The 13,868-nt window shown below is 69.0% G+C and carries 14 protein-coding genes; 13 read left to right on the top strand and 1 reads right to left on the bottom strand.

Translation table 11 applies throughout. The annotated features are described in order from the left end of the window. Positions 1-2: 2 nt before the first annotated feature. From ytfR to pth, 11 genes are all read left to right on the top strand, one after another. Positions 3-1,553, top strand: coding sequence for a galactofuranose ABC transporter, ATP-binding protein YtfR (gene ytfR / locus GBZ26_RS18655; protein WP_174440125.1), 1,551 nt, complete (start codon positions 3-5; stop codon positions 1,551-1,553). Then, positions 1,550-2,590: an ABC transporter permease gene (locus GBZ26_RS18650; RefSeq protein WP_174440124.1), complete on the top strand. Its 1,041-nt coding sequence runs from the start codon at positions 1,550-1,552 to the stop codon at positions 2,588-2,590. The genes ytfR and GBZ26_RS18650 overlap by 4 nt, the downstream gene beginning before the upstream one ends. Positions 2,591-2,594: 4 nt before the next feature. Continuing rightward, positions 2,595-3,572 carry a galactofuranose ABC transporter, permease protein YjfF gene (yjfF, locus tag GBZ26_RS18645; RefSeq protein ID WP_174440123.1) on the top strand — a complete coding sequence of 326 codons (978 nt, stop codon included), beginning with the start codon at positions 2,595-2,597 and terminating at the stop codon, positions 3,570-3,572. 118 nt (positions 3,573-3,690) lie between these two features. Continuing rightward, positions 3,691-4,677 (top strand): ADP-glyceromanno-heptose 6-epimerase, encoded by a 987-nt coding sequence (rfaD, locus tag GBZ26_RS18640; protein ID WP_174440122.1) that lies wholly within the window; start codon positions 3,691-3,693, stop codon positions 4,675-4,677. A 70-nt stretch (positions 4,678-4,747) separates the two neighbouring features. Beyond that, positions 4,748-5,554: a prolipoprotein diacylglyceryl transferase gene (lgt, locus tag GBZ26_RS18635; protein ID WP_119508358.1), complete on the top strand. Its 807-nt coding sequence runs from the start codon at positions 4,748-4,750 to the stop codon at positions 5,552-5,554. A gap of 17 nt (positions 5,555-5,571) precedes the next feature. Further along, a complete protein-coding gene (locus GBZ26_RS18630) occupies positions 5,572-6,702 on the top strand; it encodes a class I SAM-dependent methyltransferase (protein WP_174440121.1) in 1,131 nt (376 codons plus the stop codon). A gap of 31 nt (positions 6,703-6,733) precedes the next feature. After that, complete coding sequence (gene pgeF / locus GBZ26_RS18625) at positions 6,734-7,501, top strand: peptidoglycan editing factor PgeF (RefSeq protein WP_174440120.1); 768 nt, start codon at positions 6,734-6,736, stop codon at positions 7,499-7,501. 120 nt (positions 7,502-7,621) lie between these two features. Then, positions 7,622-8,101, top strand: coding sequence for a bacteriohemerythrin (locus GBZ26_RS18620; RefSeq protein ID WP_174440119.1), 480 nt, complete (start codon positions 7,622-7,624; stop codon positions 8,099-8,101). A gap of 199 nt (positions 8,102-8,300) precedes the next feature. Next, a complete protein-coding gene (locus GBZ26_RS18615; RefSeq protein WP_014199935.1) occupies positions 8,301-9,236 on the top strand; it encodes a ribose-phosphate pyrophosphokinase in 936 nt (311 codons plus the stop codon). 182 nt (positions 9,237-9,418) lie between these two features. Further along, positions 9,419-10,030 carry a 50S ribosomal protein L25/general stress protein Ctc gene (locus tag GBZ26_RS18610; RefSeq protein ID WP_174440118.1) on the top strand — a complete coding sequence of 204 codons (612 nt, stop codon included), beginning with the start codon at positions 9,419-9,421 and terminating at the stop codon, positions 10,028-10,030. An 89-nt stretch (positions 10,031-10,119) separates the two neighbouring features. Beyond that, a complete protein-coding gene (pth, locus tag GBZ26_RS18605; RefSeq protein WP_174440117.1) occupies positions 10,120-10,695 on the top strand; it encodes an aminoacyl-tRNA hydrolase in 576 nt (191 codons plus the stop codon). A 56-nt stretch (positions 10,696-10,751) separates the two neighbouring features. Here the strand turns inward: pth and GBZ26_RS18600 are convergent, their stop codons facing one another. Beyond that, entirely contained in the window at positions 10,752-12,452 is a 1,701-nt protein-coding gene (locus GBZ26_RS18600; RefSeq protein ID WP_246654184.1) for a long-chain-fatty-acid--CoA ligase, read from the bottom strand. Between the two features lie 299 nt (positions 12,453-12,751). Between GBZ26_RS18600 and GBZ26_RS30700 the strand changes: the two genes are divergently transcribed. Next, positions 12,752-13,285 (top strand): cold-shock protein, encoded by a 534-nt coding sequence (locus GBZ26_RS30700; RefSeq protein ID WP_343207304.1) that lies wholly within the window; start codon positions 12,752-12,754, stop codon positions 13,283-13,285. 109 nt (positions 13,286-13,394) lie between these two features. Next, positions 13,395-13,868 (top strand): chemotaxis protein (locus GBZ26_RS18590; RefSeq protein ID WP_174440116.1); only part of this gene is annotated, 474 nt, incomplete at its 3' end.

The raw sequence follows: 13,868 nt of genomic DNA, 5'->3' as shown, positions 1-13,868 counted from the left end.
GTATGACGGACCCCACCCCCACCGCGTCCCCGCCGCTCCTGGCGGTCCGCGGCCTGTCCAAGGCCTTCCTGGGCGTCCAGGCGCTGGACGGCGTCGATTTCACCGTGCGCCATGGCGAGATCCACGCCCTCCTCGGCGAGAACGGCGCCGGCAAGTCGACGCTGATCAAGACCCTGACCGGCGTCTACCAGCGCGACGCCGGCACCGTGACGCTGGAGGGGCGGGCGATCGCCCCCCGCGGCGTGGAGGAGGCGCAGCGCCTGCACATCGGCACCGTCTATCAGGAGGTGAACCTGCTGCCGAACCTGTCGGTGGCGGAGAACCTGTTCCTTGGCCGGCAGCCCATGCGCTTCGGCTTGGTCGACCGCGGCGCCATGCGGCGGCGGGCGCGGGCGGTGCTGATCCCCTACGGCCTGACCCTCGACGTGACGGCGCCGCTCGGCCGCTTTTCGGTGGCGACCCAGCAGATCGTCGCCATCGCCCGCGCGGTGGACATGTCGGCCAAGGTGCTGATCCTCGACGAGCCGACCGCCAGCCTCGACGCGCAGGAGGTGGCGGTTCTCTTCAAGGTGATGCGGACCCTGCGGTCGCGCGGCATCGGCATCGTCTTCGTCACCCATTTCCTCGATCAGGTCTACGCGTTGTGCGACCGCATCACCGTGCTGCGCAACGGCCGTCTGGTCGGGGAGCGGCGCACCGCGGAGCTGCCGCGCCTCGACCTCGTCGCCATGATGCTGGGACGGGAATTGGAAGCGGCGGCCCACCGCATCGCTCCGCCGGACGATGAGGGGGAGGAGGACGCCCGGCCGCCGCTGGTCCGCTTCCGCGGCTATGGCAAGGCGCGCAGCGTCGAGCCCTTCGACCTCGCCATCCGCCCCGGCGAGGTGGTGGGGCTCGCCGGGCTGCTCGGCTCCGGCCGTACGGAGACGGCGCGGCTGGTCTTCGGCATGGACCGCGCCGACCGGGGCGAGGCGGCGGTGGACGGCCAAGCGGTGCGGCTGCGCGGGCCGCGCGACGCCATCCGGCTCGGCTTCGGATTCTGCCCGGAGGACCGCAAGAAGGAGGGCATCGTCGGCGCGCTCTCGGTGCGCGAGAACATCATCCTGGCGCTCCAGGCGCGGCAGGGCTGGCTGCGGCCGATCCCGCGCCGCCGCCAGGAGGAGATCGCCGACCGCTTCATCCGGCTTCTCGACATCCGCACGCCCCACGCGGAGCAGCCGATCCAGCTCCTGTCCGGCGGCAACCAGCAGAAGGCGCTGCTCGCCCGCTGGCTGGCGACCGAGCCGCGCCTGCTGATCCTCGACGAGCCGACGCGGGGCATCGACGTCGGCGCCCACGCCGAGATCATCCGCCTGATCGAGCGGCTGTGCGCCGACGGCATGGCCCTGCTGGTCGTCTCGTCGGAGCTGGAGGAGATCGTCGCCTACAGCCGCCGCGTCGTCGTGCTGCGCGACCGCCGCCATGTGGCGGAGCTGAGGGGAGGGGAGGTCGCCGTGGACCGCATCGTCGCCGCCATCGCGTCGGAACCCGTTCCCGTGGAGCCGCGCCCATGACGCGTCCGGCTCCCGGCCCGTCGCGCAACCTGCCGCAATACGGCGCGCTGGCCGCCGTGCTGCTGGTCAACTGGCTGCTCTTCCCCGATTTCTTCGCCATCCGCCTGCAGGACGGCCGGCTGTTCGGCAGCCTGATCGACGTGCTGAACCGCGGCGCCCCGGTGGCGCTGCTCGCCATCGGCATGACCATGGTCATCGCCACCCGCGGCGTCGACCTGTCGGTGGGCGCGGTGATGGCGATCTCCGGCGCGATCGCCGCCACCCTGACCCAGGCGGGCTGGGGCTTGGCCCCGGTGCTCGCGGCGTCGCTGGCCGCCGGGCTGCTCTGCGGCCTGTGGAACGGGCTTCTGGTGGCGGTCCTGCGCATCCAGCCGATCGTCGCCACCCTGATCCTGATGGTCGCCGGGCGCGGCATCGCCCAGCTCGTCACCGAAGGGCAGATCGTCACCTTCACCAGCCCCGGCCTCGCCTTCATCGGCAGCGGGTCGTTCCTGACCGTGCCGATGCCGGTGGTCATCACCGCCGTCCTGCTGGGGGCGACCGCGCTGCTGGTCCGGACGACCGCGCTGGGGTTGATGATCGAGGCGGTCGGCGTCAACCGGCTGTCCAGCGCCGGGGCGGGCGTCAACACGCCGGTCGTGCTGATCGCCGTCTATGTCTGGTGCGGGCTGTGCGCCGCGGTCGCCGGTCTGGTGGTCGCCGCCGACATCCGCGGCGCCGACGCCAACAACGCCGGCCTGTGGCTGGAGCTGGACGCCATCCTGGCGGTGGTGGTCGGCGGCACGTCCCTGCTCGGCGGCCGGTTCGGGCTGCTGCTGTCGGTGGTCGGGGCGCTGACCATCCAGGCGATGAACACCGGCATCCTGCTGAGCGGCTTCAAACCGGAGTTCAACCTGATCGTCAAGGCGGGCGTCCTGATGGTCGTCCTGCTGCTGCAGTCGCCGACCCTGACGCTGTTCCTGCCGCGCCCGGCCGGCCCCCGGCCGGTGCGGGCGCCTGCGAAGCCCAAGAGCCCAAGCCCGAGCGCGGGAGCGTGACGCCATGATCCACCGCTTCCTTCCCCTGCTGGTGACCAGCGCCGTCCTGGTGGTCGGCTTCCTGCTCTGCGCCGCGCAGTTCCCCAACTTCGCCTCGCTGCGGGTCGTCGGCAACCTGCTGACCGACAACGCCTTCCTCGGCATCACCGCGGTCGGCATGACCTTCGTGATCCTGTCGGGCGGCATCGACCTGTCGGTGGGGGCGGTGATCGGCTTCACCACCGTGCTGCTGGCCGTGCTGATCGAGCAGGGCGGCTGGCACCCCGTCTCCGCCTTCGCCGTGGCGCTGGCGGTGGCCGGCGCCTTCGGCGCGGCGATGGGCGCCGTCATCCACGTCTTCCAGATGCCGCCCTTCATCGTCACGCTGGCCGGCATGTTCGTCGCCCGCGGCCTCGGCTTCGTGCTGAGCACCGACTCCATCCCGATCAACCACCCGCTCTACGCTGAGCTGGGCGATCTGGCGCTGCGCTTCGACGGCGGCGGGAAGCTGACCCTGCCAGCGCTGCTGATGCTGGGGGTGGTCGCCGCCGCGGTGGTCTGCGCCCATTGGACGCGCTTCGGCGCCAACCTCTACGCGCTCGGCGGCAACCGCCAGTCGGCGGAGCTGATGGGCGTGCCGGTGGGCCGCACCACGGTCGCGGTCTACGCCCTGTCGGGGCTGCTGGCCGGGCTGGCCGGGATCGTCTTCTCGCTCTACACCGGGGCCGGCTATTCGCTGGCGGCGACGGGGGTGGAGCTGGACACCATCACCGCGGTGGTGATCGGCGGCACCCAGCTGACCGGCGGCTACGGCTACGTGATCGGCACCTTCATCGGCGTGCTGATCCAGGGTCTGATCCAGACCTACATCACCTTCGACGGCAGCCTCAGCAGCTGGTGGACGAAGATCGCCATCGGGGTTCTGCTGTTCGTCTTCATCCTGCTGCAGAAGGGCCTGCTCGCGGTGTGGACCGGCCGCGCCGGCGCTCCGGCGGAGGCGTGATCCGGTCCTCGACGGCGGCCCGGTGTTGCTTCGAGATCCTCCCCACCTTGCAGCCCCGCCCCCCGGACCCTATAAGGACGCTCGTCCTTTCTTTCGGTCCGGCGGCAAGGAAAAGCGCATGATCGTGGTCACCGGTGGGGCCGGTTTCATCGGGTCGAACCTCGTGGCGGCCCTGGCCGCGCGCGGGATCACCAACGTCGCGGTGATCGACCGCTTCGGCGACGGGGAGAAGTGGCAGAATCTCGCCAAGCGGGAACTCGCCACCCTCGTCGCGCCGGAGAACGCGCTCGCCTTTCTCGACCAGCACGCCGCGGAGATCGACGTGATCTTCCACCTCGGCGCCATCTCGGCGACGACGGAACGCGACGTGGACAAGATCGTCGCCAACAACGTGGCGCTGACGCTGGACCTCTGGCGCTGGTCCTCCTGGCGGGGGGCGCGGCTGATCTACGCCTCCTCCGCCGCGACCTACGGCGACGGCTCCGCCGGCTTCGACGACGACGGGTCGCCGGAGGCGCTGGCGGCCCTGCGCCCGCTCAACGCCTATGGCTGGTCCAAGCATCTGATCGACCGCCGCGTCGCCCGCGTGGTGACCGAGGGCGACATCCTGCCGCCGCAGTGGGCGGGCCTGAAGTTCTTCAACGTCTACGGCCCGAACGAGCGGCACAAGGACGACATGATGAGCGTCGTCGCCAAGCTGCACCCCAAGCTCAAGGCCGGCGAGCCGGCGCGGCTCTTCAAGTCGCACCGTCCGGAGTTCGAGGACGGCGGGCAACTTCGCGACTTCATCTTCGTGGACGACTGCGTGGCGGTGATGCTCTGGCTGTACGACAACCCGCAGGTCAGCGGGCTGTTCAACGTCGGCACCGGCAAGGCCCGCAGCTTCAAGGATCTGGCGCTCGCCACCTTCGCCGCTCTGGGGCTGGAGCCGCGCGTCGAGTATTTCGACATGCCGGCGGAGCTTCAGGGCAAGTACCAGTATTTCACCGAGGCGCGCACCGAACGCCTGCGCGCCGCCGGATTCGACCAGCCCTTCACCGAGCTGGAGGAGGGCGTGCGCCGCTACGTCCAGGATTTCCTGTCGCAGCCCGACCCCTACCGCTGACGGTTCCGCCTCCCCCGACCGGGGAAACGCCCAAACAACAAGCCCAAACAACATAAGGCACCCGCCGCGCATGCTCGCCATCGCCTTCCCCGCCATCGACCCCGTGGCGTTCGAACTCGGGCCGATCGTCATCCGCTGGTACGCGCTGGCCTATCTGGCGGGCTTCGTGCTCGGCTGGCGCTACTGCCTGGCGCTGGCCCGCAGCACGCCGGGCCGCCCCTCGGCGGAGGATTACGACGACTTCCTGACCTGGGCCGTGGTCGGTGTCATCCTGGGCGGGCGGATCGGCTACGTGCTGTTCTACAACCTGCCCTTCTACCTCCAGAATCCGCTCGACGCGCTGATGGTCTGGCACGGCGGCATGTCCTTCCACGGCGGGCTGATCGGCGTTCTGGGCGCGATCCTGCTGTTCTGCTGGAAGCGCGGCCTGTCGCCGCTGGCCTTCGGCGACCTGATCGCCGCGGCGGCCCCCATCGGGCTGTTCTTCGGCCGCATCGCCAACTTCATCAACGGCGAGCTGTACGGCCGACCGGCGCCCGACGTGTCCTGGGCGGTGGTGTTCCCGCGCGACCCGCTCCAGGTGCCGCGGCACCCCAGCCAGCTCTACGAGTCCTTTCTGGAGGGGGCGGTGCTGTTCGTCCTGCTGGCCATCCTGGTGCGGATGCCCGCCGTACGCGGGCGGGCCGGCATGACGGCGGGCATCTTCTTCATCGGCTATGGGCTGTCGCGAATCATCGCGGAGTTCTTCCGCGAACCGGACGCGCAGCTCGGCTTCCTCTACGCCGGAGCGACGATGGGACAACTTCTGTCGGTGCCGATGGTTCTGTTCGGTGTGTGGCTGGTCGCCCAGGCCCGCCGCCGCCCCGCCGCCGTCTGAGTTCGCAAGGTTCCGCCATGAGTGATGCCGCCCCGGACAGCCTCGCCCACCACCTCGCCCGCCGCATCATGATCGACGGGCCGCTGTCGGTCGCCGCCTTCATGGCGGAGGCGCTGGGGCATCCGCGCTTCGGCTACTACATGCGCCGGGACCCCTTCGGCGTGTCGGGCGACTTCACCACCGCCCCGGAAATCAGCCAGATGTTCGGCGAGCTGGCCGGGCTGTGGTGCGTCGACACCTGGGCGCGGCTGGGCGGCCCCGCCCCCTTCCATCTGGTGGAGCTGGGGCCGGGCCGCGGAACGCTGATGCAGGACGCGCTGCGCGCCGCCGCGCTGGTCCCCGCCTTCCGCGAGGCCGCCCGGGTCCATCTCGTGGAGACCAGCCCGACGCTGCGCGCCCGCCAGAAGGAAACCCTGGCCGGCCTTCCGGTCGCTTGGCACGACCGGCTGGAGGACGTGCCCGAAGGCCCGACCCTGATCCTCGCCAACGAGTTCTTCGACGCCCTGCCCATCCGTCAGGTCCAGAAGACCAACCACGGCTGGTTCGAGCGGCTGGTCGACCTCGACCCCGCCGCATCCGCCGAAACACCGCGCTTCCGCTTCGTCCTGGAAGCCTTCGGCAGCGCCGGCGCCCGGCTGATCCCGCCGGCCCTGCGCGACGCGCCGGAGGGCAGCGTGGTCGAGGTCTCCCCGGCGTCCCAGGCGGTGGCGCGGCTGATCGGGGAGCGTCTGGCCGCCCACCCCGGCGCGGCCCTGGTGATCGACTACGGCTACCGCGGCGGCCCGGCGGTCGGCGACACGCTCCAGGCGCTGCGCCGCCACGCCTACGCCCCGGTGCTGGACGCGCCGGGCGAGGCCGATCTGACCGCGCATGTGGACTTCGCCGCCATCGCCGCCGCCGCGCGCGAGGGCGGGGCGGAGGGCTTCGGTCCGGTGGACCAGGGTGACTGGCTGGCCCGGCTGGGCATCCAGCCGCGCGCCGCCGCCCTGAAGCGCGGCGCCACGGCGACGCAGGCCGCGGACATCGACTCCGCATTGGCCCGCTTGATCGCGCCCGACCAAATGGGCACCCTCTTCAAGGTTCTGGCCATCGCCTCCCCCGGCCTGGGGCCTCCGGCGGGCTTCGAAGGCCCGGATCTGGCATCCTAACAAGAGATCGCGACAGCAAAGGGACGGGTTCGTGATTACGCTTGGCGCGCTAAACGACATCACCCACATCCGACACGCCTTCTTCACCCGCACCGGCGGCGTGTCGACGGGGCTGTATGCCTCGCTGAACGTCGGCTACGGGTCCGGGGACGCGCCCGCCGCCGTGGCGGAAAACCGCGCGCGCGCCGCGGCCCGCATGGACGTTCCGCCGGAGCGGCTCGTCACCTGCTATCAGGTGCACAGCCCGACCTGCGTCGCCGTCACCGAGCCCTGGGCGCCCGATCAGGCGCCCCACGCCGACGCCATGGCGACCGACCGTCCGGGCATCGCGCTGGGCATCCTGACCGCCGACTGCGCCCCGGTGCTGTTCGCCGACGAGAAGGCCCGCGTCATCGGTGCAGCCCATGCCGGCTGGAAGGGCGCCAAGGGCGGCGTGCTGGAGGCGACCATCGCGCGCATGGAGGAGTTGGGCGCCAAGCGCGGCCGCATCGTCGCCGCCATCGGCCCCTGCATCGCCCAGCGCTCCTACGAGGTCGGGCCGGAATTCCCCGGACCCTTCCTGGCGGAGGACCCGCGCAACCGCGATTATTTCGCGCCGGCCCGCCGCCCGGACCATTTCCTGTTCGATCTGGCCGGCTACATCACCCGCCGCCTGGGCGACACCGGGGTGGAGATCATCCAGCGCTGCCCCAACGACACGGTGGTCGAGGAGGACCGCTTCTTCAGCTACCGCCGGTCCTGCCTGCGCGGCGAAAAGGACTATGGGCGCGGCCTGTCGGCCATCGTCCTGCAGGGCTGAACGCGCACGAAAAATCCTTCGTCCAAAAATTGTTCTTACCTCTGACTGATTGCGATGCGACCCATTTCGGGTAAGATCAATTCTCAAGGGTAGGGGCATTCCGGAGGGGGAGACGCCGGCATGACGATGGACACGCACCAGGAAGACACGCATCGAGGCGACGGGCGAAGCGGCGACGGGCGGGGTGATTGGCGCAGCGCGCGGATGGTGCTCGACAACGGCGGGCTGGACGCCGACCACCGGATGCAGCACGAACTGATCCGCCGCTTCGTCGCCCTGCCGGGCGAGGAATCCGGGCGCAAGCCGGCGCTGGCCCTGCTGAGCGAGCTGCGCCGCGTCTCGGCCCGCCATTTCCTGCGGGAGGAGCGGGTCCAGGCCTCGATGCGCTACCCGCATCTGGAGGAGCACCGGGCGCAGCACCGCCGGCTGGCCACCCTCCTGGACGACATCATCGGGCAGGTGGACGCCGAGGAATCGGCCTTCGAATACGCCTACGTGAAGGCCAAGGCGGACGAGCTTCTGCAGTTCTGGTTCTTCGACCATTTCGTGAAGGCCGACCTGCCCATGAAAACACACCTCGCAAAGTTCGCGGTGCGGTGATGCGCAGGCGTCCTGCCGCCACGCTTGCGCCATGCGGGAATCGCAGGGCCGGCTGGCTGCGGCGTCTTGAACCGCCCGTCATGGAACGTTTACATGGGTGCGACCCTTTGTTATGGTCCGCCGCGTTTTCAAGGGGCGGCGTCGGCAAGGGACTGACGGGCGCACCGGAACCTATTCCCTGCAGAGAGAGCCGACTGCGATGAAGGTGCTTGCCGGCAACAGCAACCGTCCGCTGGCCGAGGCCATCTCCACCTGTCTCGGCGTGCCGCTGACCAAAGCGAGCATCCGCCGTTTTTCGGACATGGAGGTGTTCGTCGAAATCCTGGAGAACGTGCGCGGTGAAGACGTGTTCGTGGTCCAGTCGACGTCGTTCCCGGCCAACGACAACCTGATGGAGCTGCTGGTCACCATCGACGCCCTGCGTCGCGGGTCGGCCCGGCGCATCACGGCGGTCCTCCCCTACTACGGCTATGCGCGCCAGGACCGCAAGACCGGCCCGCGCACGCCGATCTCGGCCAAGCTGGTCGCCAACCTCATCACCCAGGCCGGCGCCAACCGCGTGCTGACCATGGACCTGCACGCGGGCCAGATCCAGGGCTTCTTCGACATCCCGACCGACAACCTGATGGCCGCCCCGGTGTTCGAGAAGGACATCCGCGCGACCTTCGAGGACATCGGCGAGGTGACGATGGTGTCGCCCGACGTCGGCGGCGTGGTGCGCGCCCGCTCGCTGGCCAAGCGGCTGGACGCCGATCTCGCCATCATCGACAAGCGGCGTGAGCGCGCCGGCGTGTCGGAGGTGATGAACATCATCGGCGACGTCAAGAACCGCCGCTGCATCCTGCTCGACGACATCGTGGACTCGGGCGGCACGCTGTGCAACGCCGCGGTCGCCCTGATGGACGCCGGCGCGAAGTCGGTCCACGCCTATTGCACCCACGGCGTCCTGTCCGGCGGTGCAGTGGCCCGCGTGGCCGTGTCGCCGCTGGAGCAGCTGGTCACCACCGACAGCATCCAGGCGACCGAGGCCGTGCGCGTGTCCCGCAACATCCGCCAGCTCACCATCGCCCCGCTGCTCGCCGACGCGATCACCCGCATCAGCGAGGAACGTTCTGTGTCGAGCCTGTTCTCGTAACGGCGCCGGCCTACCACGCGAAAAGCCCTTCCCCTTCGCGGGGGAGGGCTTTTTTCATGGGCGCCATCCGGCGGCGCTTTGGACTCTTTCCTTGACGCCGCGCCCCGCATGGCTTAATCACCGCGCCCACGCGTCAGCACCCCTGGAGGCTGGCGCTTTTTTCCGTTCAAGGAGTTCTTCCGATGACGCAGATCGTTCCGCTCAGCGCCGAAGCGCGCGACCGGGCCGGCAAGGGGACCGCCCGCCAGACCCGTCGTGATGGCCGTATCCCGGCCGTGATCTACGGTGGCAAGCAGGCCCCCATCATGATTTCGCTGGAGAAGTTTGCGTTCACCCGCATTCTGAACCAGGCGGGCTTCTTCACGCACCTGTTCGACGTCACCGTCGATGGCGCCACCCACCGGGTTCTGCCGCGCGACGTGCAGTTCCATCCGGTCACCGACGTCCCGCTGCACGTCGACTTCCTGCGCGTCTCCGCCGACACCCGCACCACCGTGCAGGTTCCGGTCGAGTTCGTCGACCAGGAGAAGTCGCCGGGCCTGAAGCGCGGTGGCGTGCTGAACATCGTTCGCCACGAGCTGGACGTGACCGTCTCCGCCGGCAACATCCCGGAGCAGATCACGATCTCCTGCGAGGGCTACGACGTCGGCGATTCGATCCACATCTCGGCGGTGAAGCTGCCGGAGGGCGTGGCCTCGACCATCACCGACCGCGACTTCACGATCGCCACGATCGTCGCCCCGTCGGGCCTGAAGTCCGAAGAGGCCGAGAGCACCGAGGCCGCCGCTTCCTGATCGGAAGCCGCCTTCGGGGTTGCGACAGGGGGCTTCGGCCCCCTGTTTCGTTTCCGGCTTACGCTGTTTCGAAGTGAGGAGAATGCGCCATGCTGCTGCTGGTGGGATTGGGCAACCCTGGCGCCGAATACGCGCGCAACCGGCACAACATCGGCTTCATGGCGGTGGAGGAAATCGCCCGCCGCCACGGATTCGGCCCCTGGCGCAAGCGCTTCCAGGGCCAGACCGCCGAAGGCACGATTGGCGGCGAGAAGGTGATCGCCCTGGAACCGCTGACCTTCATGAACCTGTCCGGCCAGTCGGTCACCGCGGCCGTGCAGTTCTTCAAGCTGAAGCCGGAGGATGTCGTCGTCATCCATGACGAGCTGGATCTGCCGCCCGGCAAGATCCGCGTGAAGAAGGGTGGCGGGCACGGCGGGCACAACGGTCTGCGCTCCATCGACGCGCATCTCGGCAAGGAATATTGGCGCATCCGCCTGGGCATCGGCCATCCGGGCGACAAGGACCGGGTCAGCGGCTATGTGCTCCACGACTTCGCCAAGGCCGAGCAGAGCTGGCTCGATCCGCTGGTCGACGCCGTCGCCGACGCCTTTCCGCTGGTCGTGAAGGGGCAGGCCGAGACATTCATGAACAAGGTTACCCTGGCGACCGCGCCCGCGAAGTAGAGTGCCTTGCCAGCTTTTTGTGGTGTCGCGTGGCCGGGTCGCGGAACAGGGACCGCTCACATCCCTCGCCGCCGCGCCTCCTCCTCGTCGAGCAGGGCCTTGCGGGACAGTTTGCCGATCATCGTCTTGGGCAGTTCGCCGCGGAACTCGACCGCCTTGGGCATCTCGATGGGAGAGAGCTTGTCCTTGAGGAAGTCGATCAGCTCCTCCCGCGTCAGGGTCTTGCCGTCGTCGACGCGGATGTAGGCCTTCACCGTCTGGCCGCGGTACTCGTCGGGCAGGCCGGCGACCACGCATTCGGCGACGGCGGGATGCAGGTAGATCGCCTCCTCCACGTTGCGCGGGTAGACGTTGAAGCCGCTGCACAGGATCATGTCCTTGATGCGGTCGACGATGTGGGTGTAGCCGTCCTCGTCCATGTAGCCGACGTCGCCGGTGTGCAGGCGCCCGTCCACCAGGGTCAGCGCCGTTTCCGACGGCTTGTTCCAGTAGCCCTTCATCACCTGCGGGCCGCGGATGCACACCTCGCCCTTCTCGCCGACGGGCAGGACGCGGCGCGGCTCCTCCAGGCTGACGATCTCGATCAGCGTGCCGGGCAGGGGCAGGCCGATGGAGCCGGCCTTGTTCAACCCGGTTATCGGATTCGCGGTGGCGACGGGGGAGGATTCGGACAGGCCGTAGCCCTCCACCAGGACGCAGCCGGTGTTCCGCTCGAACGCCTCCTTGACCTCCACCGGCAGGGGGGCGCCGCCCGACAGGCAGTAGCGGATCGAGGAGAGGTCGTATTTCTCCAGATGCTTGTGGTGGTTGATCGCCGTGTAGATGGTCGGCACCGCCGGGAACAGCGTCGGCTTCCTGGCGTGGATGGTTTCCATCACCTGATCCAGCTCGAAGCGGGGGAGCATCACGATCTCGGCCCCGATGCGGATGCTGAAGTTCATCACAACCGTCATGGCGAAGACGTGGAAGAAGGGCAGCACGCCCAGCATCCGCTCCTCCCCCTGCCGCGCGCCGACGAACCACAGGCTGCACTGCTCGGTGTTGGCGAACAGGTTGGCGTGGGTCAGCATGGCGCCCTTGGGCACGCCGGTGGTCCCGCCGGTGTATTGCAGCACCGCCACGTCCTCCGTCGGGTCGATGGCGACCGGCTTCGGGGCGCCGTCGTTGGCGACGAGCTGGCGGAAGGACAGGTGGCGGTCGTCCGCGGGGATGCGGGCGACCTCCGCCCGCTTCACGATGGGGAACAGCCAGTTCTTGGGGAAGGGCAGGATGTCGGCCATCGGGCAGATCACCAGCCGCTTCAGCCCCGATTCGGCGAGCATCCGCGCCATCTTGCCGTAGAGCACCGTGAGGTCGAGCGTGACCATCAGCTCGACGCCGCTGTCGGTGATCTGGTGGTGCAACTCCCGCTCGGCGTAGAGCGGGTTGAAGTTCACCACCGTCCCGCCGGCCTTCAGGATCGCGAAATAGCAGATCACGTAATAGGGCGTGTTGGGCAGGAACAGCCCGACGCGCACGCCCTTGCCGACGCCGATCGCCTGGAAGCCGCGGGCGGCGCGCTCCACCAGCCGCGCCACCTCCGCGTAGGTCGAGCGCTTGCCCATGAAGTCCAGGAAGGGCCGCTCGGCGAAACGGGCCGCCGCGTCCTCCAGCAGCGCGGTCAGCGGTTTCACCGGAATCGGCGCGTTCCAGTCCACGTCGGGCGGGTAGCCCAGGGTCCAGCTCTGGTCCGGCAATCTGCGGGCCGCATCCCCCATCATCGTCTTCCCTCCCATGTTCGGTTCTTGTTTGGCCCCGGTGCCCGTTCGGGCTTGTTTTCGAAGCTGTTCAGGGGGCCTTTGGCGCATTGTAGCCCTTTTTGTAACCCGTCATCCGGAGAAATGGTCTCTGCGACGGTGCCGCCGCCAGAGGCCAAGGGCGGTTGTGATGAAAAAATTACGCTGGAACCCCTATTTTCTGTGTGGCTAAATTCATGCCCGGCGGATGATCCGGCGATGCCGGGCGGCGCCGAACCCATTTCACCGCGCCTGGCGCCTCGACCGAAAGGTTCGGACTCGTGTCTACAGCCGATTCGCAATCCAGCGACATCCTGGACGTTTCTTATTCGGGGGAGGGCATCCAGACCCGGGTCGTGGTGAAATGGTTCGATCCGGTCAAGGGCTTCGGCTTCGCGGCGCCGCAGGACGGTACGGCCGACGCCTTCCTGCACATTTCCGTTCTCAACCGGGCCGGTCTGCACGAGGTCGGCGAGGGAGCGGAGCTTCTGTGCCGGGTGGTTCCGGGGGCCAAGGGGCCGCAGCTGGCCGACATTCTGGAGGTGCTGAGCACCGGTACGCCCACCGAAAGCCGCAACCCGCGACGCGACGCGGCGTCCGGCCCCGAGGAGGAGCTGACGGGCACCGTGAAGTGGTTCAAGCCGGAGCAGGGCTTCGGGTTCGTCACGGCGGACGACGGGGCCAAGGACGTCTTCGTTCACAAGAGCGTTCTGCGCCGCTGCAACCTGACTGGACTGGACTCCGGCCAGCGGGTGCTGCTGCGGGCGCGCGCCGCTCCGAAGGGGCGGGAGGCGTCCTGGATCGTGCCGCTGTGACGCTGCGGCGGTCGTTGGAGTGACGGCGGGGCATACGGACCTGTTGTATTTTCTTTAAGTGCCGTGGGTTACCATCCTCGATGTTTCTGCCCCTTCGAGGCTGCCGGTGATGCCTCTGTCCGGACCGCTTCACTTCCAATCCTCCGCCGGAATCGACCGCCACGGCGCGGACGGCGACGGGCCGCGTATGGACGGCAGCTATCTGGACCGTGAGTTCGGGGCCTATGTGGTGCCGGTCGTGCTGGGTCATCACCGGATCTCCGGCCGCGACGACGACATGCTGGTGACCACGCTCGGCTCCTGCGTCGCCGCTTGCATCAACGATCCGGTCGCCCGGGTCGGCGGCATGAACCATTTCCTGCTGCCCGGCTCCCCGTCCGGCGGCGAGGGCTTCGGCGTGGCGACCCGCTACGGCAGCGTGGCGATGGAATGGCTGATCAACGACCTGCTGACACGCGGCGCCCGGCGCGAGCGGATGGAGGTCAAGCTGTTCGGGGCGGCGCGCGTCATCGACACCAGCCTGGACGTCGGCGCCGCCAACGCCGCCTTCGCGGTGGACTATGTGCGGCGGGAGGGGCTGGCG

Source organism: Azospirillum formosense, assembly GCF_013340925.1.
Classification (GTDB): Bacteria; Pseudomonadota; Alphaproteobacteria; order Azospirillales; family Azospirillaceae; genus Azospirillum; species Azospirillum formosense.
Note: the sequence above shows the minus strand (reverse complement) of the source record. Positions and strands in the feature narration are given on the sequence as shown.